Genomic DNA, 25,482 nt, shown 5'->3' with positions numbered 1-25,482 from the left:
TGGTAATGTTTTTATATAGAAAAAAGAGAAAAAGGAAGAACATTTCGTAATGTCGGAGGGGTATCCATGCAAAATAGCATGCCATTTGAGGTATCAAAAACAGAATCTTTTTATGATAAATTGGGAGAATGGATTGGTGATGTCTTTTATGACATTCTTCCGGAAGCAGGGTATGAATTGCGTGATGAGCAGGTTTATATGGCTTATCAATTAGAGAAAGCATTTAAAGAGAAGAAAACGATTTTTGCAGAGGCTGGGGTAGGAACAGGGAAAACGTTTGTTTATTTATTATATAGTATTTGTTATGCTCGTTATGTAAACAAGCCTGCTATTATTGCTTGTTCAGATGAAACATTAATCGAACAGCTTGTAAAAAAAGAAGGCGATATTGCCAAGCTAGAGAAAGCACTTGGGTTAAATATTGATGTTCGTTTGGCAAAATCTCGGAATCAGTATTTATGCTTAACGAAATTGGATCAAAAAATTACCTTTGAAGATACGTATAATTCGATTTATGACAGTCTTCCAGAATTCGTTCACGGAACAGGGTCTATGCAGTCCTTTGCACCTTATGGGGATAGAAAGGATTATCCAGATTTGAATGATAAAGATTGGGAAGGCGTAGCATGGGATTCTATGCAAGATTGTTTTACATGCGATAAACGCCATCGTTGTGGGCAAACATTGCACAGAGACTATTATCGAAATGCTAGTGATTTAATCATTTGTTCCCATGATTTTTATATGGAGCATATTTGGACAAAAGAATCTAGAAAACGAGAAGGGCAGCTACCATTATTGCCTGACAGTGCATGTGTAGTTTTTGATGAAGGACATTTATTAGAATATGCAGCGCAAAATGCTTTAACATATCGTTTAACAGAGCAAAATTTAGAAAATCTTTTAACTCGTTTAATGGCAAATGATGTACGAGAGAAAACATTAAACTTAATTGAAGAAACAATCTACCAAAACGAACAGTTTTTCAGAGAATTAACAGATGCCTCTTATAAAGCAGAAGGCTCTGATAAGCAAGAAATTAAAAAAACAGACCATGTTATGAAAGCTGGAAAAAAGTTAGCTGGATATATTTCAGAGTTAGAAGAAGAGCTTGTTTTCGAAAGTGAAATGTACGTTATTAATGAATACGACTTAAAAGTAGTTGAAGAATATTTAGAACAGATTTCTCATTCATTAGGCTTATTTTTAAAGGAAATGAATGGAATAACATGGTTTGAAGAAACAAACGGTGAAAGAACCCTTGTTATTATGCCACGACTTGTTCAAGACCTTATGCAAGAAGAAGTATTTAGTCAACAAAAGCCAATTATCTTCTCCTCTGCGACACTGTCTGAAAACAAATCCTTTGATTATATGGCGAAAAGTATTGGAGCATCTAATTATTTAACTTGTTCTGTGGATTCTCCATTTGACTATGAAGAAAATATGAATGTTCATCTCAAGTCCTTTGAAAAAGAAGCGAACAGTCAAAAACAAGCATATTGTTTTGAAGAATTGATAAAAGCAGATGGGCGTTCTCTTGTCCTTTTCAATAGTAAAGAAGATTTGGCTAGCTTTAAGGCAAATCTGCCAAAGAACTTTTCTCTTCCGATCTATTTTGAAGGAGAAAGAGAAATCAGTACCCTTGTGTCTAAATTTCAAAATGAAGAAGAATCGATTCTTTGTGCAGTGAATTTATGGGAGGGATTAGATGTGCCAGGTAGATCGTTAGAGAACGTATTTATTTATTCCTTGCCATTTCCTCCAAATGACCCAGTATATAAAAGCAAACGGGAAAATGTAGAAAATCCATTTTTAGAAGTGGATCTACCCTATATGATCTTAAGATTACGACAAGGCATTGGTCGATTAATTCGTACACATGAAGACAAAGGATCCATTCATTTATGTATGAATACAGGCGAAACGGATCTAGTTAAAAATGCTGTTCTTCAAGCATTACCAGTTGAACCTAACTAAATAGTTTATAAATAGTAGCTGTCTCATAAGTTATCTGACTAGAGTTGTCTTTTTGCAACCATTGTTAACTTATGGGGCTTTTTTTACAGATATGGTATCATAAAGGAAGACTACGAAAGAAAAGAGGAGAATATATTGTCTATAAATCAAAAAGAGATGGAAGCAAAATTTTTAGAATATGTGAAGAAAATTGGTGCGTACAATGAAGCACTTGCGTTAATTTATTGGGATTTACGTACTGGAGCACCTAAAAAGGGAATGGATCAACGAACAGAAGTTATTGGCGTGTTATCATCTGAATTGTTTGAATTATCAACTTCCGAAGAATTGAAATCCTACCTTACTGTTCTTTCTGAAGAAAGTATCCAAAAGGAGCTTTCTCCTATTACAAGGAAAACAGTAGAGGAAATGAAAAAGGATTTTGATCGTAATAAAAAGATTCCAGCACAGGAACATAAAGAATATGTTATGCTCCAATCAAAAGCAGAAAGTGTGTGGGAAGAAGCGAAAGAAAAGGCAGATTTTGCTCTTTTTCAGCCATATTTAGAGAAATTGGTAGAAATGAATAAGCGGTTTATTGAATACTGGGGATATACAGACAATAAATATGATGTTTTATTAGATATGTATGAACCTGGAATGACAGTAGCCATATTAGATGAAGTATTTTCAAACGTTAGAGAGAAAATAGTACCCTTAGTCCAAAAAATTGCAGAATCAACAAATAAACCGTCTACAGCCTTTTTATATGAGCCATTTTCTGAAAAAAATCAAGAAGCCTTTAGCTTAGAAGTGTTAAAGCAAATAGGCTATGATTTCGATGCTGGACGTTTAGATAAAACTGTTCATCCATTTGCAACAGGAATTAATCCTGGTGATGTTCGTATCACGACGAAATATGATGAATCAGACTTCAGAGTAGCTATATTTGGAACCATTCATGAAGTTGGTCACGCGCTATATGAACAAAATATTTCCAAAGATTTAATCGGAACTCCATTATGTACAGGAACATCTATGGGAATTCATGAATCCCAATCCCTGTTTTATGAAAATTTTGTTGGCAGAAATCTTTCCTTCTGGAAACATAATTATGAAACATTAAAAGCTTATGCAAACGGTCAATTTGATCAAGTTTCTGTTGAAGATTTTTATCGAGCGATTAATGAATCAAAGCCTTCATTAATTAGAATTGAAGCAGATGAACTAACCTATCCATTACATATTATGATTCGTTATGAAATAGAGAAGGGGTTATTTGATGGGGATATAGAAGTGAAGGATTTACCGAAGATATGGAATGAGAAATATAATTCTTATTTAGGAATCGTACCAAAAAACGATGGGGAAGGTGTACTTCAAGACGTACATTGGGCTGGGGGGAGCTTTGGATATTTTCCTTCCTACGCACTCGGTTATATGTATGCAGCACAACTAAAACAGGTAATGCAAAAAGACCTTCCTGCATTCGATCGTTTATTGGAGCAAGGAGAATTACTGCCTATAAAAGAATGGCTAAATGAAAAAATTCATCGCCATGGAAAAATGAAAAAGCCCCTTGAAATATTAAAAGATGTTACTGGTGAAGGCTTAAATGCTCAATATTTAATTGATTATCTATATAAGAAATATAGTGATGTGTATCAATTAAAACAATAAACCGCAACTATTCTTAGAAAAAGAGCCAATGGTTAATTTTTCAATGATTACAAAAGCCTTGCAAATAAATCGATTATAACAAATTGGTTAATCTTTTCTAGTTTCGGCACATATTCCACGAATGATAAATATACTAATATATGTTTATAAAGAAGTGGGTGTGATAAATATGGTAAATTATTATTGTAGTCACTGCCTGACCATCTATAAAGAAAAGACAATTTGTAAATGCTGTGGGCATAAAGTGGAGAATAAAATTAAAATCGAAGTACAAAGCCATACAGATAATAAGAAAATAATGTAGAGGGAAAATAAACAAGAGGGTAGAAAATCTATATTTCTGTTTGTTTATCTCACATTCACTGGAAGTAGTCAGCTCGAAGTGGAAAGAAATAAGAAGAGAGGGAAACTTCCAGTGGAAACAAATTAGTTCAACTTCAATCAGTGTGAATGGAAAAAACGCTGATTGAAGTTGAACTTTATGTTTCTAAAATAAGAACAATGGTTAATTGGCCAATATTTAGGAGAGAAATTGGCAGACTTAATGCTTTTTCAAATCCAGATAGCTTCGTTTCACCAGCTAAAACGGTAGGTGGTGTAATATCTATTTCAATTCCATTTTGAGAGACAAATGTAGATAAATTACCAGCAATCATATTCCCCAATTCCCCAGAGAATGATTCAAGCATAGCTCCTTCCAAAAACATACCAAACATGGACTCACCAAGTTTACCAAAAACTTGCTCATTCCCGTCAATAATGATTCTGCCCCGGAAATCGCCAGTTAATCCTATTAATACCCCTAAAGATTTTAAAACAAAAGGAGATACGGTCAAAGTTGGCCTCTCTACTTGTAGTTCACAGGGAATAACACCTTTTACAGCTTCAATAGTTGCGTTTAATATTTCTGTCGTACTTTTTGTTAATGTCACTAAACTATTCCCCCATCCTCTAGATAAAAACATCTTATCATAAAATAGACCTATTTTGTTTATAATTTTATTGAAAAACAGGAGGTATTGCATGGTACATTTTTCCTAACTTCTTTAATAATTAAGTATTTTGACGTAGGAAGTGTTAAAAATAGTGACTATTTTTCTCATTGAAAATGATTTTCAATGATGGTAATATGTAATTGAGATAGAAAATTATTCTCATTAAGGAAACGAGGTGTAACGAATGGTAGCTTTTCCAATTGGCTTAACGGTTATCGGTTATTTATTTGTTATGAAATTTGTCTTAAATAATACTACAAAAGCATCAAACCCTAAATAAAGAATTACATATAAAGACTGATGAATACTGTTTTTTCTTGTCAGCACTGCTTACAAAAGGTGGGAGTGCTGACAAGGGAAAGCAGTTTTTTATTATTTTGTTACCAATTGGCTATTTTCTTAGCTAATATCAAAACTGATTCATTATTTTGTCTTCGCTTTCAATTTTCAGTTAATTTTTCTTTATTGTTACGTAGAAAATAGTTAAAATAAAAGAAATACACGACGAAAAGGAGTTTATCATGCTTTCAACGAATCCAGATACATTACATAAATGGACAGCATTTTATCAATATTTTTTGGCGAATGATGATCAACAATCTGCTCAAAGGCTGAAAGAATTAATAAAAAAAGGGATAAGCCAAGAATTTATCTTAACTTTTTGTGGGCACTATTCTGCAGGGAAGTCAAGCATGATAAATAAGCTTGTTGGTACGCAAATCTTACCAACAAGTCCCATTCCAACAACAGCTAATATTATCCGTGTAAAAAAAGGAAACAAGCAAATAAAAATTTCTTATTCTTCTAATCAAGCAGATGTCTATAAAAATGTGCTAGATATAAAGCGAATTCTTCAGGCAACAGAAAGACTGGAGGATATTAAGCAATTAGAAGTTCAATTAGATACACTTCTGCTTTCTGATAATACCATTTTAATGGATACGCCAGGGATAGACAGTACAGATCATGCTCACCAATTAGCAACGGAATCTAGCGTTCATCTTGCCGATATTATTTTTTATGTCGTTGATTATAATCATGTTCAGTCTGAAATAAATTTTAATTTTACGAAACAGCTAGTTGATTCTGGGAAAAAATTTGTGTTAATTGTTAATCAAATGGATAAGCATAGAGAAGAGGAAATTTCTTTTCAAAATTTTAAACATAGTGTTTCTGATTCTTTTTTGTCCTATGGAATTAAACCTGAAAAAATATTTTTTACAACATTAATAGAGACGAACTCTTTTTATCATGGATTGGTAGAGTTACAGAAATATATCAGTGGAAAAATAGAAGAGAAAAATTCGATCTTTCCTATTTCCATGGAAGAATCCTTTCAAAAACTTTATAAAGACCATATTTCCTTTATCCATTCAAGGAATACAGAAAGAATGGCACCCTTGGAGGAAAAATTAGCAGATTTAACAGAGGATATGTACCATTCAATAGAATTAAACTTGAAAAAAGTCACTAAATCGATTGATTCAATGGAAGATAAAGAAAAAGAAATAGTTGGTTCTTTAGAAAATGAATGGCATTCTATTATCAAAAATGGCTATATTATGCCTTTTCAGCTTCGAGAATTAGCGAAAGCATATTTAGAAACAGAACAGAAAAATTTTAAAATAGGATTATTTGGAAGTATAAGCAAGACACAAAAAGTAAGAGAGGATAGACTGTTTACATTCTATCAAGAGCTTGAAAAACTCGTCCAAATACAATTAATTACCCCTCTATCCCAATTTTTTGAGAAACAGGGGAAAGTTGACTACTTTCCAATTATTAAAAATCTAAAGTCTATTGTAGATCCCGATAAGTTAAAAGGTCTAGTAAATAAGGATGCGCAGCTTTCGGAAAACTATGTTCTTGTTTATTGTGATATGGTTGAAAATGATGTAAAACAGTCCTTTAGAAAAGAAATTGCTCAGCTTTTTTCAGAGTGGCAGGAAGAACGTCAGCAACAATTACATAAGAAGAAAGAAAAGCTTGTAAAGGAACAGGAAGAATGGCAGGTGTATCTAGACATCAAGCTTACAAAAGAAAAGCTTTTATCTCAATGGCGAGAATGGCAAGAACAGCTTGAGCAACTTGTAATCGCTCCACCAGGTGATTCGAAAGTATTGCAAAACTTAATCGATTCAGAAAAGGAAGAGATTACCTATCAATCATTATCTATTGAAAAAACGAAGGAGCTGGAAAAGAAAAAAGAGAAGGAGCTAGACCGAAAAAGCGTTGAAAAATACGAATTTAATATAGAAATGGTATTAAAACAGTTAAACTTTTTAAGTAGCCATCTTCAAAATGTAAAGGGATTTACACATCTTGCAAAGAATTTGCTGACAAAAGCTTCAAATATTGCAAATCGAACTTATACTATTTGCTTATTTGGTGCCTTTAGTGCGGGGAAATCTTCTTTTGCTAATGCGTTGTTAGATTATCCAATTTTGCCCGTTTCCCCAAATCCAACAACGGCAACAATAAATCGAATTTTGCCAATTGATGAAGAACATCCCCATCAAACCGTTATTGTTAAATGGAAAACAGAAGCAGAAATTCTTACAGAGTTAAATGATTATTTACAGCTAGTAAAAGAAGAAGCAAGTTCCTTAGAAGCTGCACAGAAATTAATAAAAAAGTTAGTTGCTAATCCTATGGAAAGATATGCGAATGAATTTCGTTATCTTCAAGCCTTTATAAAAGGTCTGCCGATTCATCAGAATCGATTAGGCAGTGAGATTAACATCAGCATGGAAGAGCTTTCGAATTATGTTGCTGTTGAAGAAACTTCTTGTTTTGTGGCATCAATTGATGTTTATTTTGATTGTATGATTACTAGAAAGGGGATAACGCTCGTCGATACTCCAGGAGGAGATTCTATTAACAGCAGACATACGGAATTAAGCTTTGAATTTATGAAAAAAGCAGATTGTATTTTTTACGTAAGCTACTATAATCATGCTTTTTCAAAGGCTGACCGAGCATTTCTCCTGCAGTTAGGAAGATTAAAGGAGGCATTTGAAAAAGATAAAATATTTTTTGTGATTAATGCGATTGACTTAGCGAAAGATGAAGAAGAGCAAGCTGCAGTGCAGGAATATTTACAAGAACAGTTACAATTATATGGTATACGAGCACCAAGAATTCTTCCAGTCTCAAGCCTATATTATAAGCACAAAATCTATGGGAAATGGATGAAAAAGGCAGAAGAGCAAATGTATGATTTTATCGAAAACGAATGGCTGTCTATGATGCTTCAATCTGCAAAAAAAGACTATGAAGGCACACTCCAGCTCCTAGAGAAATTAATTGAATCTGCAAATGGGAAAAAAGAGGAATCAGAGCAAGAATTATTGCGGATGGAAGAAGAAAAAAGGAATATACTTTCTGGAATGCAGACAAAGAGCTTTAATGATATTTTAGCAAAATTCAAAATGGAAGTGGAAGAACAGCTATTTTATTTGAAACAAAGAGTAATGTTCAGACTGAATGAATTACTGAAAGAAGCGTATCATCCATCTATTTTACGAGGCGTTAATAAGAAAAGTGAAATGTCGCTTGCGACGGTTTCCTTTTTAATTCAGTTGAATTTTGAATTTGAACAAGAATTACGAGCAGTAAATGTAAGACTAGATCAAATTTTTTATAAGCAAAGAAAAGAAGGTTATTACGAAGTCCAGAATTTCATTCAGTCTGTAAATGGGGAAATTCGTCTACAAGAAGAAATAGCAAATGAAATTGATTCAAGCTTAACGTATCATGCTCCATTTAAAGAATTAGATGCTGTCCTTAATAAAATTGGAAGTAAGTATTATAAAAACCCAAAGAGCTTTTTTGAAAATAATGAACGAAAGAATATGGGGACAGAGCTAGAAAATTTGGTGGATGATCATGCTAATGGCTTTGTAAAAGAACAAATACACTCATTTTTTTCTTTTTATGAAGGCTTATTTAATGAATATTTCGATACATTATGGAGTGATTTAATGGAACAAGTTACAGAGTATTATGATGGAAAAACAGCACTATTAACAGAACATGAAAATATTGAAAAGCTTGAATGGATTCTTCAGGAAGCACATCACATTGATGCGGTATTAGAAAAAAGTAAGTAGTAATTTATTAGGGGGATGAAAAATGGAATATGTAAAAAATCTTGATTGGTTAAGAGTGAATTTAGAAAATAAATCGGTTAGAATCATTGATTGTCGCTTTGATTTACAGAGCCCTGATAAAGGAGAAAAATGGTATGAAGAAGGACATATTCCAAGTAGTGTCTATTTTCACTTGGAAAAAGATCTCTCTAATCCAGTAAGGGAACATGGGGGAAGACATCCGTTACCAGACATAGAAGAACTCGTAAAGAAATTAGAGAATATCGGAGTAGACAAAGACACAATCGTAATTGCTTATGATAACGGGGAAGGTGCTTTTGCAGGACGATGCTGGTGGTTATTGAACTATATTGGTCATTCAAACACTTATATTTTAGATGGAGGGTATAAAGAATGGATAAAGAAGGGCTATCCTACAACAAGAGAAACACTAACTTTTTCCAAGTCTTCTTTTTCACCGATTATCCAATCCCATATGGCAGCTACCTATCAGGAAATTTCCCTACAAGTACAGACAAAAGGTCAAGATAAGGTACTAATTGATTCAAGGGAATATAAACGATATACAGGGGAAATGGAACCAATTGATAAGAAAAGTGGACATATCCCAGGAGCGGAAAATTTTGTTTGGACAGAAGGATTAAAAAATGGTTATTTTTTATCTATTGATGATCAGAAGGAAAGGTTTTCTTCATTGAAGCCAGACAAGGAATATATTGTTTACTGTGGTTCTGGTATCACGGCTATCCCTAATTATATATCCTTAAAAATGGCTGGATTCGATAAAGTAAAGCTTTATCCAGGTAGCTTTAGTGATTGGATCTCTTATGAGGAAAATGAAGTGGAAACTTGTTTGCCAAGTCAGTTAGAGAAGTAAAATTCATTTGAATTTAAGGAAATAGAAATAAGTAAGCAGTAAGAATAAATTCCCCTTGTATATATTGGATTTTAATCAAATTGAACATGTGTTTATACTGCTACTCCTTTTTTATAGACAGAAAGTATGAGATGAAAAAGCTACCAGCAGCAACTTTCTGTGAATCTGTTATAATGGAATAATGTATAAAAAGGAGAGATGCGATTTGAACAATGAGAAACAAGCAAACTTAATGCTAGTAGATGGAATGGCCCTATTATTCCGTGCCTTTTTTGCTACAGCTGTTACAGGTCAATATATGGTTAACTCAAAAGGAATTCCCACAAATGCGATTCATGGATTTGTAAAACATTTTTTTACGGCAATTGAACATTTTAGTCCTTCCCATGTTGCAGTATGCTGGGATATGGGGAGCACGACATTTAGAACGGAAATGTTTCCTTCTTATAAAGCAAATCGTTCTGATGCTCCTGTTGAATTAATTCCACAATTTGATTTAGTAAAAGAGGTTGTTGAAAGCTTTAATGTACCTAATATAGGTGTAACTGGATTTGAAGCTGACGATTGTATCGGGACTATTGCGAAACAAATGAAGGGGGAAGCAAATGTTACCATTCTAACTGGTGATCAGGATATCCTTCAATTATTGGATGATCATATTTCAGTTGCATTATTAAAAAAGGGATATGGCAACTATATGCTTTACACTCCATCTAGTTTTCAAGACGAAAAAGGAATTACGCCGAAGCAAATGGTCGATTTAAAGGGATTAATGGGGGATACAAGTGATAACTATCCTGGCGTAAAGGGAATAGGCGAAAAAACAGCTTTAAAGCTTCTACAAGTTCACCAAGATATTGAAGGAATTCTAGCTAATTTACCGTTGCTTACTAAGGGGCAGCGGATGAAAATAGAAGCAGATTTAGAAATGCTCCATTTAAGCAGACAATTGGCAGAAATAAAATGTGATGTTCCAGTAAGCTGTCTGTTGGAAGATAGCTATTTAGACATTAATCCAGATATAGCTATTCAAAAATTTGAAGAACTTGAATTTAAAAGACTTCATCATTATGTAGAAAAGAAAGAAGAACTTACTTTATTTTAATAATGGTTTTATTATGTTAGATTAATATTCCTTGTGAGGCTGGGACAAAACTAAATAGCCACTCTGTAAAGGCGAACACTCTCTAATTAAGCTCTTAAATAAAGGTTAGTTTTTCATACTAGTTATTTATGATTTTAAATATAATCAAATCAATTGTAGAAAAACAATTCGTTCCATTGCGCTACAGACACACGATGAGCTATAGACATTGATGGAAAAGACTATGCGAAAATTTTAATTGTCGTATCAAAGACAAACGACGATTATGAAGAAAATAAAGAGTTCGCCCTCCAGCTTAATTCATTAAAGAAATCATTCAAGAAAAAAATGAATAATACAAGCTGGATGGGGCTTTTTATACAGCCCCATCTTTTATAGCATTATTTTGTATTCTTCTTCTTCGCTGCATTTTCTAATTTGCTTTTTGGAGATGGCGTTATATCAGCGTCTTGACCGTACCCTTGTGGATTGACTCCGCCAGCAGCTTTTCCTCTATTTGTATGGTTTTTTGTACTCATTTCATTCACCTCTTAAAAGTAGTAGTGGAAATAAAAAATCAATTATAGTATGAGCAAGTAAGAATAATATCATCCGTAAATAAAGAGACTATTGTAAGAGGTGATTAATGATGAATAAGGGCATATATGTTGCCTTAATAAGCATTGGGATGGCTCAGTTTTTAAAAATTCCTATTCATTTTTTTAAAACTAAGAAGTGGGTTAAGGGCTTGTTTTTTCAAACAGGTGGGATGCCAAGCTCTCACTCTGCAGGAGTGTCTTCTCTAACGACTTTTATAGCCTTGAAGAGAGGGTTACCAACGATTGATTTTGCCCTATCACTAATCTTTGGCTTAATCGTCATGTATGATGCCCAGGGAATTAGAAGACAAACAGGAGAATTAACATTAAAGGTAAATGATTTAGGCGAATTAGTCGATAAAATTAATAAAGATAAGAATATTGCTTATAAAGAACAGCAACCAAAAAAATTAAAAGAAATGCTTGGACATCAGCCGCAAGAAGTGTTTGGCGGTGCTTTACTCGGTGTGTTCATTGGTTTTTTAGGACATATATGTACAAAAAAGAAACGGACATTTATACATCGATAAAAAAGGATAGAGAAGCAATTTTTTGTTTCTCTATCCTTTTTGGGTGTATACAAAATGTCGGCAAGGAAACAGACAATTTGTGACAATAGTCATCAAAAATGCTAAATAGTGCTGAAAAAACTAGAAAATTGTCAGCATATAAAGTAACATATAGGTAAAAGGATAGAGGGGAATGTACGTTAAGGTTGAAGACGATAGAGGAGTATTTGCTTTTTTTAGATGGTAAAGGCTTTTCCTTTGGTGACGATGCAATTGGTTTTATTTATTTTGGCAAAGCATATACAAATGCTACAGATCAGCTTGTGATTACAGCGATTGAATGTACTTTAAAAATACAAAAGAAATTTGATGGGAGCTTTTTTGTCTCCTTACTTGAAATGTTTATCGATAATGAGCTGAAAACAAAAAAAGAAGTAATGAGCTTTATAAAAAGCAATCAATTATTTCCGCTTTAAAGTCGATTTAATTTAATGCAAAAAACTATTATGGTGAAAGTGTTCACCATAATAGTCTCCTTTTTATTATCCAGATAAAATTTCTCAAATTTAACATTGCGTTATTTACTTTTCGATAATTTTTCCTCTTCGAAAAGTAGCTAGCAATGTTTTCCTCGGTAATTCTGAAAAAATCATTCCAAGTAAAATAAGTACACAACCAATCGTAGCACTAGCTGTTAACTGTTCGTTATTGAAGAGGTATGCGGTCATTGCTGCGAATACTGGCTCAGTAGCAAAAATTAATGCAACCCTAGTAGAATTGGTATATTTTTGTAAGCTTGTTTGGATTAAAAATGCTAAAGCTGTAGCCAGTACAGAAGTAATGATTAAAGCAATTATTACTTCTTTTTGGAAAATGATATCTATTTTGAAATTAGCCTTTGGGTTCTCGAATAAAAAACTTCCAATAATTCCGAAAATCGAGACAGTAAAGAGCTGGACGATCGTCAATAGTAATGTTGGATGTTCCTTGCTATATTTTCCTGTTAGGATAATTTGCAATGCAAAGCCAATGGCACAAATTAGTACATAGAAGTCACCAATATTAAATAAAAATGCATTGCTGATGGTTAAGAGATAGAGACCAATTGTAGCAATAACAACACCAATAATATGATTGATCAATAAAGTTTGTTTCAAAAAAAGAAACATAAATAAAGGAACAAGCACAACACTTAATCCAGTTATAAAACCTGCTTTTGCGCTCGTAGTGTATACTAATCCGATTGTTTGAAAAGCATAGCCAATAAATAAACATATACCTAAAATAAATCCAGATTTTAAGCAATGTATATTTAATTGCTTTAGTTGGGAAGGCTTAAAAATGAGCAACCACAGGAATAAAAAAAGAGCTGCTAGAAAGAAGCGAATCCCATTAAAAATAAGCGGTTGTAAAAAAGTAATTGCATTTTGAACGATGACAAAAGTGGAACCCCATATTAGTGCAACAAATAATAGTGACAAATCTGCAAATTTAGCGGAAGTATGTATTTTCAAATGGACGTTTCCCTTCATTATTTATTTTTTCTAATGGCAAGCCTTGCTAATTCATCTGCTGTTTTATTATCATTACTTGGAATCCATTTAATAAAAAATAAATCTAATTCATTTGCAAGCCTTAATGCTTTCTCCAGAAGAGGAGCAAATGATTTATTCTTTGCAAATTCTTTTTCAACAGCACGACTTACTAGCTCCGAATCTGTGCGAAAGCTCACGGTTCGATAATTATTTTTTATACAAATTTCTAATGCTTTAATTAGTGCATAGTATTCTGCTTCATGATTACTCATTAATCCGAGGGGAATCGAGTATTTTTCTGCAGATCCATGCCCTTTTATAAAGACACCAGCACCGCTAGGGCCAGGATTTCCAGCACTGGCACCGTCAATATAAACTTCAATCATTTTGATACCTCCAAAAAATTTGGTATGATTAAGCAATGATTAGGAACTAACTTGTTTTACTATTTTGTTTACATACAAATCGTAAAAGATGTATATATATCATTAAACAATGTAACCAATTTATAACAAGCCCTTGCTGAATCGTAAAAGTTAAGAATTAACAATATAAACGATGTAAAACATTATAAATGAAAAAAAGATGAGATGGGAATGTTTTTTATTATTTCTTTAGCAGTTTCCATTTATCCTGCTTTAACGGGCAATAATATCCACCACTTATTGAATCACTTTATGAAGAAAGGTTGTACCGTTATGAAATATAAATTGGAATATAAATTTCATATGAAAAAAAAGAAAGAGAGCGTTTACTTTACTTCTGATTGGATCCAATCCAGTCTTGCCCTTGAAATAGGGGAAGAGCTAGAGAAACGTAGTGATGCGACAGATCTTATTTTTTATGATGAAAAAGGAACAAGCTGGACATTAAAAGAATTACGAAAATTAAATGAAGAAATAGAAGAAGAGCCACATGACTTTACCATTTATTTTGACGGTGGCTATCATAAGGAAACAAAAACTGCTGGGATTGGTGTTGTTCTATTCTTTCAACAGGGAAAAAAGAAATTTAGAGTTCGGGCAAATGAATTATTTCATGATATTCTCTCTAACAATGAAGCAGAATATGCGGCCCTTTACCATGCCTTAAACCTTTTAGAGGAGCTGGAAGTAAGGGGAGTTACTTGTGAAGTAAAAGGTGATTCACAAGTAGTATTGAAGCAGTTAGGAGGCGAATGGCCATGCTATGAAGAAGAATTAAGTAGCTGGCTTGATCGGATAGATGCGAAGATTGAAAAAATGCAATTGAATATGATTTATACTGCTATTGCAAGAAACGATAATAAGGAAGCAGATAAACTTGCAACTCAAAGCTTAGAAGGGAAACGTATCTACAGTAAAATGCAATTACTTTAGGTTCAGAGAGGTAAAGGAGGGGTGTGGCTTGGAACGAAAGAAACTGATTGAAGAAGCAGATGAGTTAATGAAAGACTATTGTAAAGATTGTTTTTTATATGGGCAAAATAAATTAGAATATGGAAAAAGAAGAGCTCACCGCTTTTGTATATCGCAGTGTACGGTGGGGAATAAGCTAAAGGAATACGGGGAAAAACTATCAGGTGCGAAGTAAGGGGGAACATACTTTTTCCCCTCTACTCGATTTTTTGTTTGCGCGATTATCCTAATAGGAATGTTACATATATAGAAAGTGATCAAATGAAATTAGATTTAAAATAAAAGGGAATTTCTCAAGAAGAATAACTTTCTAGAAAAATTCCCTGAATACTATTATTAATATAGTTTATTAATAATTATAGTTTAACAACATTAGCAGCTTGAGGTCCGCGGTTTCCTTCAACGATTTCGAAAGAAACTTCTTGTCCTTCTTCTAATGACTTGAAGCCTTCGCCTTGAATAGCAGTGAAATGTACGAATACGTCGTCTCCACCTTCAACTTCGATAAATCCAAATCCTTTTTCGTTATTAAACCATTTTACTTTACCGTTTTGCATATTAAATATCCTCCTAAGCCTTTCAAGACACATAAGTGCCTATAAAATAAATATTCTCATAGAACAAAATAATAATAGAAAGTAATTATTCTGAATTTTGTTAAATGATGTCTATAATATACACGATTCCCTATATGTAGTCAAGGTTTCAACGTGTTTTTTCCGAAAAGTTAATCAAAAAAATGAAAGGGTTTACTCGAAATTTTATTGAAAAGTAAGCGAATACAATTATCTAGCATACGATAAATAAATTAGAAAAAATATACTTATCTTTTCTCGTAATCGCCTTTGTTTAAATTTATAAAAATTAATTTGTCAATAAAAACAAGGCGGAATTCTTAAGCCTTTCCTATGCTAAATAATATCGTTCATAAATAATGATTTTCAACATATGATGAAGTAGCAGTTTTTGTTTTTAAAGGAAGCAGAATAAGAGGGTGGCTAAATGTATCGATTTTCGATTGAAAATGAAAATTGGATTTTGCGATTTACACCGAATATTGTTCTGGAGGACAACAGCAAGCAGGCAATAGTAAAAAGTATCCTTCAATTAGGAAATGTCTTGCCTACTTTTTCCCATGGGGAGTCCTTTGTTATTATGGTTAAAAAAATCGGCTTAATCGTATTCAATGTAGAAAAAATTCCATCTCTTATTTTAACTGTATCAACTATTATTGAAAAAGAAAATTGGTATATCCAAACAGACAGTAAGATAAAAAAGTACTTTATGTGAACTAGCTATCCAGCTAGTTTTTTTAATGACGAGGAGACTTGGAAATCGCCAAATGGAAGGCGAAGCGTTTCCAGGTTGTGGTAATAGAACAAACTTGACGAAAACAACCTTAAAGATGCTAATATTGGAAGCTTCTTCTCTATAATAATGATGTTCGCGCTTTCATCGTTGAGTGGCAAGAACCTAGTGGTGACGGGCTTTTAATGATAATTAATCATACAGAAATTTCCTATAAAAAAATGAAAAAATTATTCTTGAAATCATTGAATTATAGAGAAAAATGTGTTTTTATTAACATGATTACTATTATATTAGTCAAGTTTAGTTTGAATAGAATAAACGTATGCAAAACTAGATAAAAAACTATAAATAAAAAGGGAAGATTTATTAAAATGATTGAAACGATTGTAAAGAGCAGTCAAAGTCCGTATTATGAAATTTCTCGAGAAGACCAGATGATACTTAGCCCGTTTGAAGGAACTGTAAATGAGATTCTAATGAAGGAAAAAGCTTATTTCTACGAGTGGGAAACGATTTTAACCATTAGAACTTTATCAGGGGAAATAAAAGATGTGAGTGTTCCTTTTAGTGGATCCGTTGTGGAATTATTAGTAAAACCTGGTGATAAAATTACCATAAATACGGGGTTAGCTTCTTTACAGGATGATTTACTAGTTACTGGTTGTGATTAATGATGCAAATGCAAAGAGCTTTGCGAAATTTGAAAAATTATAAAATCGGTTATCGAACTTTTAAAACAGCAGTAGCAGTAAGTATAGGTATATCTATTGCTCAGTTTTTTCAATTAGATTTCTATGTATCTTCTGCGATTATAACGATTCTTTGTGTACAAAATTCAAAAAAGAAATCACTTCATAGTGCATTTTCCCGTTTTATCGCATGTATGCTTGCTATTCCATTTTCGTATATTTTCTTTGAAGGAATTGCTTTTGAACCCTATATTATTGGTTTATTGCTCTTATTATTTATACCAACAACCGTTTTACTGAAGGTAAATGAAGGAGTAGTAACAAGTACAGTTATTATTCTCCACATATACTCCACTAATCAAATGACTTGGCATGTAGTGCTAAATGAGTTGGGGTTAATTGTCATTGGAATTGGCGCAGCATTGCTTGTTAATAGTTATATGCCTAGTCTGGATAAAGAAATGAAAGTACATCAAAAGGCTATCGAACAATACTTTAAAGCACTACTCATGGATATGGTTGTGTATCTTCGTACAAATGAAATAAGGGAAGACTACGCGTTAAAATTAAAACGTGCTTCAGACGATGTGCAATTTGCTAAATCAGTCGCATATCGAGATGTAGAAAATCATTTTTCGCGAAAAGAAAATTATTATTACAAGTACTTTACAATAAGAGAAAAGCAATTAGAAATCATTTCTAGGCTATTTGATCGAATTTTATCTGTTGAGACATTAGATAATCAAAGAGAGCTTATAGCAGACTTTTTAGAAGAACTTAGTTTATGTGTCCATTCAGGTAATACAGCAGTATTGTTTTTAAGTAAGCTCCAAAGAGTGGAGGAAATAATTAAACATGATAAACTGCCTACTGACTGGAATTCCTTTGAAGAACAAGCCCATGTCTTTTTTGTCATAAAAGAGTTAGAACAGTATTTACAAATAAAAAAATCCTTGAAGGTAACTTACTAATCTATCAGGTTACCTATTTATAATTATTGACGGGGACTCTAATAAGAGAAGTAGTCTCCGTCTGAATATTTCAGTTGAAAACACCTCAAAAATACTCCATTTGCATTTCTACAAGTTTTACCCTTTCTATACATTTCTCTTTTTTGCGATTATAATGTTATCTTGTATTAAAAATATCGATCAACGCAAGTAATGAAAAAGGTGATATAGGTGAAATTAATATTAGCGGAAAAGCCATCTGTATCGAAAAATATTGCAGATGCTTTAAAAATAAAAAATAGACAAGATGGCTATTTTGAAGGAAATGGCTACATCGTAACATGGGCTTTTGGCCATTTATTGCAATTGAATGATGCGAAAGACTATGATGAAAAAATGTCTACGTGGAAATTAGAAAACTTTCCGTTTATCCCTACAAAATTTCAATATAAAGTAAAGTCCGATCCGAAAAATAGAGATAAGCCTGATCGTGGCGCAGAAAAACAGCTTAAAATAATCCAACGGTTGATGAAAAGACAAGATGTAGATACGATTATTTCTGCGTGTGACTATGATAGAGAAGGCCAGCTGATCGGTGATAGTATTATTTACAATTTAAGAACAGAAAAAGAAGTTTATCGATTACTATTGAATGAATGGACGCCTAAAGAAGTATTAAACGGATTAAATAATCTTCGTTCTAATAAAGAACTTCGCCCCCTTCAAGATGCTGGTGTCAGCAGACAATGGGCCGATTGGTTAATTGGTATTAACTTAACTTCTGTAGCAACTTTAAAATATCAAAAGGGAAAAGGCAAGGCTTTAAATATTGGAAGGGTCTTACTTCCTACGCTTAAAATTATCTATGATCGTGATAAAGAAATAGAGAACTTTGTACCAGAAAATTTTTACAAACTACAAGCAACATTTTTAACGGAAGACGGAAGCAGTTATACAGGTATTTATTTAGAAAATAAAGAAGAAAAATTTAAAGAGGAACAATATTTAAAAGAATTAGAGGAACAGATTAAAGGCAAAACAGCAATTGTAACAGATAAAAATGTGCAGAAAAAAAGAGAATACCCACCATTTTTGTTTAATCTTTCTAATCTTCAAGGCTATATAACTAGTAAATATAAAGGCTGGACAGCAGATAAGGTATTAAAGGTTGCACAAAGTCTTTATGAAAAAAAATATATAACATATCCAAGAACAGCAAGTATTGCATTAGAAGAAAGTTTAATTATGAAAACAGAAAAAGTGGTAAATCTCCTTGCAGCAGACTTACCATTTAAAGAGGAAATTAAATTTTTTCCATCTAAGCGAATTTTCGATAATAAAAAAGTGGAAAGTCATAGTGCAATCATTCCTACGTATGTGCTGCCTAAACGATTAAGTCAAGAGGAAGAACAAGTATATGAGGCGATAAAAAATCGATTATTAATGCAGTTTATGCCCGTTGCTGAGGTAGAAGAGACAAAGATTATAACAAGTATAAAGCAAGTGGAACTAAAGGGAAGCTTTATAACGAAAGGAAAGGTCCAATTAGTAGAAGGATGGAAAAAGATTGAGAAAATTCAATCGAAAGATGTCATGCTTCCATTGGTTCAATTAAAAGAAGAAGTTTTTACGAATGAGGCAACTACGACAACCCATACTACCCAACCACCAAAAGAACATACGGAAAAGACATTACTTCGTTTGATGGAAACATGCGGAAAAAACTTTGATGCAGAAAACGAAGAAGATGTTTTGTCGATCTTAAGTGGTTTTAGTATTGGAACTCCAGCTACACGAGCAGAAACGATTAAGAAATTAAAAGATATAGGCTATATTGAAGCGAAAAATAAGAATTTAGTATGTACTGATTTAGGGAGAAGAATGGTTGAAACCTTTCCGATTAAAGATTTGTTTAATTTAGATTTCACTGGCAAGCTAGAAAAAGCTCTTTATGATATTGAAAAAGGGCAATTTAGCAAACAGCAGTTTTTGCAAATTATTAGCAACTTTACAACAAATGCAGTGGAAACAATCAAGAAAGAAGAAGATACCATTATTCAAGAAGTTACCTATGCCAAACAAACAACAGAAGTATTGGGGAAATGTCCTCTTTGTGGTCATTCTGTTGTAGAAGGAAAAAAAGGATTTGGCTGCAGTAATTGGAAGAATGGCTGTAAATTCGTTATTTGGAAGAACGATAAATTTCTTGCGACAATGAAGAAAAAACCGACCAAAACAATGGTTAAAGCATTGCTTAAAAATGGAAAAGCGCCTGTAAAAGGATTAATAAGCAAAAAAGGGAATAAATTTGAGGCGATTATGAAATATGAAAAAAATCAAGAAAATGAGTATTTTAGCTGGAAAATGGAGTTCCCTGAATAGATTTGGTTGTGAGTTCGAAGCAGTGATAAAATAGTGTAATAAAGAATTTTAATCATGAAAGTAGAGATGAGAGGTTTTTGTTACGAACCTAACAATAGAAAGAATCTTGTTTCCACATTTTTTTTATAGTAAAATGCTAAAGAAATGTTCTTTTAATCCATGCCTTTTTCGAAAGGCTGTTTCTTATCCACTAGTATTGCTCTAAAACAAGTTGTACGTAAAGGCTATTTTGTAAAAAATGGTTGTTTTTTAATCGGAAAAATAAATTAATTAGAAATAAGAACAACAAAATTTATGAAAATAGCTTCGTAAAAGATTACTTAAAATATAGGCAGTATTTTTCTTGTTTAAAAAAGGGCAGTACATACATAGATAAACATATATAAGCATGATTGAATAGAATAGAAAAAAGGAGAAATCCTGGTAAAGGAGGGGTTGAATTGCCGACACCTAGTATGGAAGACTATATTGAGCGCATTTACAACCTAATAGAAGATAAAGGATATGCACGAGTATCAGATATTGCGGAAGGCTTATCTGTACATCCCTCCTCTGTCACAAAAATGGTTCAGAAATTGGATAAGGATGAATATCTTGTTTATGAAAAATATAGGGGCTTGGTTTTGACGCCGAAAGGGAAGAAAATCGGTAAACGATTAGTATACAGACATGAACTCTTAGAGCAATTACTAAGAATCATTGGCGTAAAAGAAGAGAATATTTATCAAGATGTAGAAGGGATAGAACATCATTTAAGCTGGGATTCCATTGATCGCATTGGAGATTTAGTCCAATTTTTCGAAGAAAATCCTGAGCATATGGAAGCGTTAAAATTAATTCAGCAGAAAAACGACTCGATTGATTAAAAAAAAGGGCAATTTCCAAATGGTATTTGCTGCCTAGTATTCCGCAGCATGGATACTTAAGGAGAATGGCCCTTTTTATTTTAAAAAAATTATTAAAAGATAGGCGGATAATTGTCAAAGCTATCTATAATAGAAAAAGATATTTCTTCTTCCTCACTTTCATTTTCAACAACATCTACCCCATTTATGACCCCTGTTTCAATGTCCATCAATGCTTTACGGTAAGAAATAACTCGTCCATTAGAAGTTTTAAAACTAATAATGTCTCCCATATGATTTCTCTCCACTGCAATAATTTTTTCCATACAAATTAGCTCCTTTCTCATAAAAAGATGAATCCTAATCTACCCATTTAATATATATGGAATAGTATTTACAAAATTATTTAAAATTATCATTCATTGATCGTTATGTTTTTAAGCAATTGAATTAAATATATTTATCTCTACCCTATATTTATATTTTCATGCAACTTGCTAGATGATATCCTTAAATTAACCAATTTTTCAAAGAGGTGATAATATGGGGAGATATGACTTAGAGGAGTTCTTGGCAAAAACAGAGCAAAGAGATAAGAATGAGGGTGTTTTTGAGTTAGAAACAGAAAGAATGCTAGAAATTAATTTAACCAATCAGATATGGGCAAAAGGAGGAAGTATGGTATCCTATCGTGGAAATATTCGATTTACACGGGAGGGCATATTGGAACATGGGCTAGGCAAAATGTTCAAAAAAGCACTAACAGGTGAAGGAGCTTCTTTAATGAAAGCAGAAGGGAATGGAAAGCTTTATTTAGCTGACCAAGGAAAGAAAATTTCCATCCTGCATTTAAATGGAGATTCTATTTTTGTAAATGGCAATGATTTACTTGCTTTTGAGCCATCGATTAAATGGGATATTAAGTTAATGCGAAGAATTGCAGGCATGCTGTCTGGTGGCTTATTTAATATCAATCTATCTGGAAGGGGAATGATTGCCATAACTTCACACTATGAGCCTCTTACACTAAGAGTAACTCCACATAACCCTGTGTTCACAGACCCAAATGCTACTGTTGCCTGGTCTGGAGACCTTCAACCAGAGTTTGTTACAGATGTCTCCCTAAAAACCTTTTTTGGAAGAGGGAGTGGAGAATCTATCCAAATGAAATTTGCAGGAGAAGGCTTTGTCGTTATTCAGCCATATGAAGAAGTGTACTTTACTAATGGAGGGAGCAATAATAGCTAAGCATTGCAGCTAAGTAATGGGTAAAAAAATAGAAAAGAGAGTGGGAAGACAATTAGATATGCTTAGCGATGCTCTTTGTGGATAAATAGGATAGATAGTTAATTTGGATTGAGAATTGAATAAAAATACATGAAGCGAAGAAAAGGTGCTTGTCTAAGCAATTTTTCTTCGCTTTTAATTTAAATATTATTTCCATTCGTAAGGTGTTTCTTGGTAGACATAATAGTTTAGCCAGTTGGAAAATAGTAAATGGGCATGAGACCGCCAACTATTTAATGGTCTTTTACTTGGATCATTTTCTGGAAAATATCCTAGTGGAAGATGAATAGTTAAACCTTTTTCTTTATCTCGTTTATACTCCTCAGCGAGTGTACAAGAATCATATTCTAAGTGACCGGTGACCATGATTTGTTTTCCTTTATTTCCACTAATGATAAATACTCCAGCATCATCTGAGGCAGACAAAATCTCTAAGTTTGGATGCTCTTTAATTTCTTCCATGGATACATTTGTATGCCTTGAATGAGGAGCTAAAAAGCTATCATCAAAGCCACGCATTAACTTATCCGATGGATTTAAAACATGATGAGAATAAATTCCATAACATTTTTGATCTAATAGATACTTATTAATTCCGAAGTGATGATATAGGGCTGCTTGTGCCCCCCAACAAATATGAAGGGTTGAAGTAACATTTGTTTTCGACCACTCCATGATTTTTGTTAACTCTTCCCAATAATCAACTTCCTCAAAAGTCATTAACTCTACAGGAGCTCCTGTGATAATCATACCATCGTATTTATTTGATTTTATTTCTTCAAAATTTCGATAAAATTGCTCTAGATGGTATGGACTTGTATTCTTGGATTCATAGGAAGCAGTTCTCAAAAAGGAAATATTTACTTGTAAAGGAGTATTTCCAAGCAAGCGTAATATTTGAACCTCTGTTTTTTCTTTTTGCGGCATTAAGTTTAAAATTATTATGTTTAATGGGCGAATATCTTGGGCTTTCGCTCGACCTTCATCCATTACAAATATATTTTCATCTTCTAGTATTTCTCGTGCTGGCAAGAGCTGAGGAATTTTTATTGGCATATACGTATGTCTCCTCCTAAAAATCTAACATATTATGTATTTCTATGGTGGATATAGTAGTGTTATATAAATTCCATAAGGTTTATATGAAAAAATTATAAAATGACACAAACATTAGATTCTCTAAATTAGATACTGTCTCCAACTAGTAACATAGCTTATTATAAAATTGATTTGCGGATGTCGCAATCATAATGTTTTGAATTTTGGAAAGATAATTTATTTGCTAAGACGGAAATAGAGCAGAAATTATTTTTAGAAAACAACTTTAAGCGCTACGAATAAAGGTTTTGTCGAAACGTGTACTTATAACTGCTCTTTTATTGTACAATAATATTTGAAGGCTGAAATTGCAGAAGGAAATCATGGAGGTATAAATGAAAATGAAATCTGACATCGAAATTGCTCAACAAGCAGTAATGAAACCGATCATACATATTGCCGAAAAGCTCGGCTTAACAGACGATGATATTGAATTATATGGAAAATATAAAGGGAAAATATCTTCACAAACATTAACTGGCTTGAAAAAAAATAAATCAGGAAAAATTATCCTTGTGACAGCTATTAACCCGACTCCAGCAGGCGAAGGGAAATCGACAGTGACAGTTGGATTAGGTGATGCCTTAAATAAATTACATAAAAAAGCAGTTATCGCAATGAGAGAACCTTCTTTAGGTCCAACAATGGGCATTAAAGGAGGAGCAGCTGGGGGCGGAAATGCGCAAGTACTACCAATGGAGGATATTAACCTACATTTTACAGGAGATCTTCATGCCATCACAACCGCAAACAACGCTTTAGCAGCATTAGTCGACAATCATATTCATCAAGGTAATGAATGCCGGATTGATCAGCGCAGAATTGTCTGGAAAAGAGCTGTTGATTTAAATGACCGTGCCCTTAGAAAAGTAGTAATTGGATTAGGCGGTCCCTTACAAGGAGTACCTAGAGAAGATGGATTTGATATTACCGTTGCTTCCGAAATCATGGCTGTACTGTGCTTAGCCTCCGATATTAATGATTTAAAACAACGATTATCTCGAATGGTTGTTGCCTATAATGTGAATAAAGAACCTGTAACAGTAGGTGATTTGAAGGTAGAAGGTGCACTTACTTTACTACTTAAAGACGCTGTAAAGCCGAATTTGGTTCAAACAATTGAACACTCTCCAGCAATTATACATGGTGGTCCATTTGCAAATATTGCTCATGGCTGTAATAGTGTCATCGCCACAACTACTGCTGCGAAATTAGGAGATTATGTAGTAACAGAAGCAGGGTTTGGGGCAGATTTAGGCGCAGAGAAGTTTTTAAATATAAAGTCAAGAAATAAAGAGATAAACCCTGAAATTGTCGTTATTGTTGCTACGATTCGTGCGCTAAAAATGCATGGTGGAGTTGCGAAGCAAGAATTATCGGTTGAAAATACAGAAGCTTTAAAAGCTGGCTTTGCAAATTTACAAAAGCATGTAGAAAGTATTAAAGAATTCGGTTTACCATTTGTTGTTGCCATTAATAAATTCGTGACAGATACAGATGCAGAAATTGACGTATTGGAACAGCTTTGTGAACAAGCTCAAATTCCAGTTGCTTTAACAGAAGTATGGGAAAAAGGTGGAGAGGGTGGCATGGAATTAGCTCAAAAGGTGTTAGCCTTATTAGATAAGAATGAACCAGATTTCCACCATTTATACCCACTGGATGCTTCGATTGAAGAAAAAATACATACAATTGCGACGAAAATATATGGAGCGAGCAGTGTGGAATATTCGACTAAAGCAAGGAAGCAGATTGCTGACTTTGAAAAATTCGGCTGGACTAACCTTCCAATTTGTATGGCGAAGACGCAATATTCTTTATCAGATAATCCATCATTAACTGGAAGACCAGAAGGGTTTTCAATTACCATTCGCGAATTTAAGCCTTCTATTGGTGCAGGCTTCCTAGTAGCACTAACTGGTGATGTTATGACAATGCCTGGATTACCGAAGAAACCAGCTGCATTAAACATGGATGTAGACAAGGATGGGAAAGCAGTAGGACTGTTTTAAAACGAGAATTAATTGAAAGAATAAGGCGCAAGTAATACGCACCATAGTAGCGGAGATGATATATTCTCTGATATTGGATGTAAGGTGCTAGCGCTTTTTTCATCTGTAAAAACAACCATGAACTTTCGCTCTCAACCCAGGAATGAAAATAGTTTTCCTTC

24 protein-coding genes are annotated in these 25,482 nt (G+C 33.3%); 17 read left to right on the top strand and 7 right to left on the bottom strand.

The genetic code is table 11. From position 1 onward, the window contains the following. Positions 1–66 precede the first annotated feature (66 nt). Together RTL21_RS14795 and RTL21_RS14790 are read left to right on the top strand one after the other, a co-directional pair. On the top strand, positions 67–1,980 hold the full coding sequence (locus tag RTL21_RS14795; protein ID WP_312096761.1) for an ATP-dependent DNA helicase: 1,914 nt from the start codon (positions 67–69) through the stop codon (positions 1,978–1,980). A gap of 156 nt (positions 1,981–2,136) precedes the next feature. Then, positions 2,137–3,639: a carboxypeptidase M32 gene (locus tag RTL21_RS14790; RefSeq protein WP_396954451.1), complete on the top strand. Its 1,503-nt coding sequence runs from the start codon at positions 2,137–2,139 to the stop codon at positions 3,637–3,639. Positions 3,640–4,118: 479 nt separating this feature from the next. Here RTL21_RS14790 and RTL21_RS14785 read toward each other — a convergent pair whose 3' ends face one another. Continuing rightward, positions 4,119–4,571 carry a chemotaxis protein CheX gene (locus tag RTL21_RS14785; protein ID WP_312096758.1) on the bottom strand — a complete coding sequence of 151 codons (453 nt, stop codon included), beginning with the start codon at positions 4,569–4,571 and terminating at the stop codon, positions 4,119–4,121. A gap of 584 nt (positions 4,572–5,155) precedes the next feature. Between RTL21_RS14785 and RTL21_RS14780 the strand changes: the two genes are divergently transcribed. The 4 genes from RTL21_RS14780 to RTL21_RS23245 all read left to right on the top strand — a co-directional run bounded on the left by RTL21_RS14780 (position 5,156) and on the right by RTL21_RS23245 (position 11,106). Next, positions 5,156–8,746: a dynamin family protein gene (locus tag RTL21_RS14780; RefSeq protein ID WP_312096756.1), complete on the top strand. Its 3,591-nt coding sequence runs from the start codon at positions 5,156–5,158 to the stop codon at positions 8,744–8,746. A gap of 22 nt (positions 8,747–8,768) precedes the next feature. Next, positions 8,769–9,623 carry a sulfurtransferase gene (locus RTL21_RS14775; protein WP_312096755.1) on the top strand — a complete coding sequence of 285 codons (855 nt, stop codon included), beginning with the start codon at positions 8,769–8,771 and terminating at the stop codon, positions 9,621–9,623. A gap of 205 nt (positions 9,624–9,828) precedes the next feature. Beyond that, positions 9,829–10,728, top strand: coding sequence for a 5'-3' exonuclease (locus RTL21_RS14770; protein WP_312096754.1), 900 nt, complete (start codon positions 9,829–9,831; stop codon positions 10,726–10,728). 201 nt (positions 10,729–10,929) lie between these two features. Next, positions 10,930–11,106, top strand: coding sequence for a stage II sporulation protein P (locus tag RTL21_RS23245; RefSeq protein WP_396954450.1), 177 nt, complete (start codon positions 10,930–10,932; stop codon positions 11,104–11,106). Positions 11,107–11,108: 2 nt separating this feature from the next. Here RTL21_RS23245 and sspL read toward each other — a convergent pair whose 3' ends face one another. Then, complete coding sequence (sspL, locus tag RTL21_RS14765) at positions 11,109–11,246, bottom strand: small, acid-soluble spore protein L (protein ID WP_312096753.1); 138 nt, start codon at positions 11,244–11,246, stop codon at positions 11,109–11,111. Between the two features lie 110 nt (positions 11,247–11,356). On the opposite strand from sspL, the gene RTL21_RS14760 reads away from it, so the two are divergent. Further along, positions 11,357–11,836 (top strand): divergent PAP2 family protein, encoded by a 480-nt coding sequence (locus RTL21_RS14760; protein WP_312096752.1) that lies wholly within the window; start codon positions 11,357–11,359, stop codon positions 11,834–11,836. Between the two features lie 185 nt (positions 11,837–12,021). Continuing rightward, complete coding sequence (locus RTL21_RS14755; RefSeq protein WP_312096751.1) at positions 12,022–12,291, top strand: DUF6123 family protein; 270 nt, start codon at positions 12,022–12,024, stop codon at positions 12,289–12,291. A 105-nt stretch (positions 12,292–12,396) separates the two neighbouring features. On the opposite strand, the gene RTL21_RS14750 is transcribed toward RTL21_RS14755, so the two are convergent. Together RTL21_RS14750 and RTL21_RS14745 are read right to left on the bottom strand one after the other, a co-directional pair. Continuing rightward, complete coding sequence (locus RTL21_RS14750) at positions 12,397–13,329, bottom strand: DMT family transporter (RefSeq protein ID WP_312096750.1); 933 nt, start codon at positions 13,327–13,329, stop codon at positions 12,397–12,399. 17 nt (positions 13,330–13,346) lie between these two features. Next, positions 13,347–13,736, bottom strand: coding sequence for a reverse transcriptase-like protein (locus RTL21_RS14745; RefSeq protein WP_312096749.1), 390 nt, complete (start codon positions 13,734–13,736; stop codon positions 13,347–13,349). A gap of 312 nt (positions 13,737–14,048) precedes the next feature. Between RTL21_RS14745 and RTL21_RS14740 the strand changes: the two genes are divergently transcribed. Together RTL21_RS14740 and RTL21_RS14735 are read left to right on the top strand one after the other, a co-directional pair. Continuing rightward, the gene (locus tag RTL21_RS14740; protein WP_312096845.1) at positions 14,049–14,708 is read left to right on the top strand and encodes a reverse transcriptase-like protein; all 660 of its coding nucleotides are present in this window, start codon (positions 14,049–14,051) and stop codon (positions 14,706–14,708) included. A 28-nt stretch (positions 14,709–14,736) separates the two neighbouring features. Beyond that, complete coding sequence (locus RTL21_RS14735) at positions 14,737–14,922, top strand: zinc-finger domain-containing protein (RefSeq protein WP_312096748.1); 186 nt, start codon at positions 14,737–14,739, stop codon at positions 14,920–14,922. Between the two features lie 181 nt (positions 14,923–15,103). Here the strand turns inward: RTL21_RS14735 and cspD are convergent, their stop codons facing one another. Beyond that, positions 15,104–15,304: a cold-shock protein CspD gene (cspD, locus tag RTL21_RS14730; protein ID WP_009332654.1), complete on the bottom strand. Its 201-nt coding sequence runs from the start codon at positions 15,302–15,304 to the stop codon at positions 15,104–15,106. A gap of 445 nt (positions 15,305–15,749) precedes the next feature. Between cspD and RTL21_RS14725 the strand changes: the two genes are divergently transcribed. The 5 genes from RTL21_RS14725 (at position 15,750) to mntR (ending at position 20,945) form a co-directional block, all read left to right on the top strand. After that, positions 15,750–16,037, top strand: a complete 288-nt coding sequence (locus tag RTL21_RS14725) for a hypothetical protein (RefSeq protein WP_312096746.1) — start codon at positions 15,750–15,752, stop codon at positions 16,035–16,037. Positions 16,038–16,429: 392 nt separating this feature from the next. Further along, on the top strand, positions 16,430–16,729 hold the full coding sequence (locus RTL21_RS14720; RefSeq protein WP_312096745.1) for a hypothetical protein: 300 nt from the start codon (positions 16,430–16,432) through the stop codon (positions 16,727–16,729). 8 nt (positions 16,730–16,737) lie between these two features. Then, on the top strand, positions 16,738–17,718 hold the full coding sequence (locus RTL21_RS14715; RefSeq protein WP_312096843.1) for an aromatic acid exporter family protein: 981 nt from the start codon (positions 16,738–16,740) through the stop codon (positions 17,716–17,718). A gap of 210 nt (positions 17,719–17,928) precedes the next feature. Further along, positions 17,929–20,079 carry a type IA DNA topoisomerase gene (locus tag RTL21_RS14710; RefSeq protein ID WP_312096743.1) on the top strand — a complete coding sequence of 717 codons (2,151 nt, stop codon included), beginning with the start codon at positions 17,929–17,931 and terminating at the stop codon, positions 20,077–20,079. 440 nt (positions 20,080–20,519) lie between these two features. Continuing rightward, positions 20,520–20,945 (top strand): transcriptional regulator MntR, encoded by a 426-nt coding sequence (mntR, locus tag RTL21_RS14705; protein WP_312096741.1) that lies wholly within the window; start codon positions 20,520–20,522, stop codon positions 20,943–20,945. Positions 20,946–21,037: 92 nt separating this feature from the next. On the opposite strand, the gene RTL21_RS14700 is transcribed toward mntR, so the two are convergent. Further along, positions 21,038–21,250 carry a DUF3892 domain-containing protein gene (locus tag RTL21_RS14700; RefSeq protein ID WP_312096739.1) on the bottom strand — a complete coding sequence of 71 codons (213 nt, stop codon included), beginning with the start codon at positions 21,248–21,250 and terminating at the stop codon, positions 21,038–21,040. 217 nt (positions 21,251–21,467) lie between these two features. On the opposite strand from RTL21_RS14700, the gene RTL21_RS14695 reads away from it, so the two are divergent. Continuing rightward, complete coding sequence (locus tag RTL21_RS14695) at positions 21,468–22,172, top strand: AIM24 family protein (protein ID WP_312096738.1); 705 nt, start codon at positions 21,468–21,470, stop codon at positions 22,170–22,172. 186 nt (positions 22,173–22,358) lie between these two features. On the opposite strand, the gene metA is transcribed toward RTL21_RS14695, so the two are convergent. Next, positions 22,359–23,267, bottom strand: coding sequence for a homoserine O-acetyltransferase MetA (gene metA / locus RTL21_RS14690; RefSeq protein WP_312096736.1), 909 nt, complete (start codon positions 23,265–23,267; stop codon positions 22,359–22,361). A 377-nt stretch (positions 23,268–23,644) separates the two neighbouring features. Between metA and RTL21_RS14685 the strand changes: the two genes are divergently transcribed. After that, positions 23,645–25,321, top strand: coding sequence for a formate--tetrahydrofolate ligase (locus tag RTL21_RS14685; RefSeq protein ID WP_312096735.1), 1,677 nt, complete (start codon positions 23,645–23,647; stop codon positions 25,319–25,321). Positions 25,322–25,482 lie beyond the last annotated feature (161 nt).

This window comes from Niallia sp. (assembly GCF_031978665.1).
Taxonomy (GTDB): Bacteria; Bacillota; Bacilli; order Bacillales; family Cytobacillaceae; genus Niallia.
The sequence above is the reverse complement of the archived record's forward strand: the minus strand, read 5'-3'. Positions and strand labels throughout refer to the sequence as shown.

Excerpts from the sequence above, each read along its gene's own strand:
- RTL21_RS14795 (WP_312096761.1), top strand. The coding sequence starts at position 67 with ATGCAAAATAGCATGCCATTTGAGGTATCAAAAACAGAATCTTTTTAT.
- RTL21_RS14790 (WP_396954451.1), top strand. The coding sequence starts at position 2,137 with ATGGAAGCAAAATTTTTAGAATATGTGAAGAAAATTGGTGCGTACAAT.
- RTL21_RS14780 (WP_312096756.1), top strand. The coding sequence starts at position 5,156 with ATGCTTTCAACGAATCCAGATACATTACATAAATGGACAGCATTTTAT.
- RTL21_RS14775 (WP_312096755.1), top strand. The coding sequence starts at position 8,769 with ATGGAATATGTAAAAAATCTTGATTGGTTAAGAGTGAATTTAGAAAAT.
- sspL (WP_312096753.1), bottom strand. The coding sequence starts at position 11,246 with ATGAGTACAAAAAACCATACAAATAGAGGAAAAGCTGCTGGCGGAGTC.
- RTL21_RS14760 (WP_312096752.1), top strand. The coding sequence starts at position 11,357 with ATGAATAAGGGCATATATGTTGCCTTAATAAGCATTGGGATGGCTCAG.
- RTL21_RS14745 (WP_312096749.1), bottom strand. The coding sequence starts at position 13,736 with ATGATTGAAGTTTATATTGACGGTGCCAGTGCTGGAAATCCTGGCCCT.
- RTL21_RS14740 (WP_312096845.1), top strand. The coding sequence starts at position 14,049 with ATGAAATATAAATTGGAATATAAATTTCATATGAAAAAAAAGAAAGAG.
- cspD (WP_009332654.1), bottom strand. The coding sequence starts at position 15,304 with ATGCAAAACGGTAAAGTAAAATGGTTTAATAACGAAAAAGGATTTGGA.
- RTL21_RS14725 (WP_312096746.1), top strand. The coding sequence starts at position 15,750 with ATGTATCGATTTTCGATTGAAAATGAAAATTGGATTTTGCGATTTACA.
- RTL21_RS14720 (WP_312096745.1), top strand. The coding sequence starts at position 16,430 with ATGATTGAAACGATTGTAAAGAGCAGTCAAAGTCCGTATTATGAAATT.
- RTL21_RS14715 (WP_312096843.1), top strand. The coding sequence starts at position 16,738 with ATGCAAAGAGCTTTGCGAAATTTGAAAAATTATAAAATCGGTTATCGA.
- RTL21_RS14700 (WP_312096739.1), bottom strand. The coding sequence starts at position 21,250 with ATGGAAAAAATTATTGCAGTGGAGAGAAATCATATGGGAGACATTATT.
- RTL21_RS14695 (WP_312096738.1), top strand. The coding sequence starts at position 21,468 with ATGGGGAGATATGACTTAGAGGAGTTCTTGGCAAAAACAGAGCAAAGA.
- metA (WP_312096736.1), bottom strand. The coding sequence starts at position 23,267 with ATGCCAATAAAAATTCCTCAGCTCTTGCCAGCACGAGAAATACTAGAA.
- RTL21_RS14685 (WP_312096735.1), top strand. The coding sequence starts at position 23,645 with ATGAAAATGAAATCTGACATCGAAATTGCTCAACAAGCAGTAATGAAA.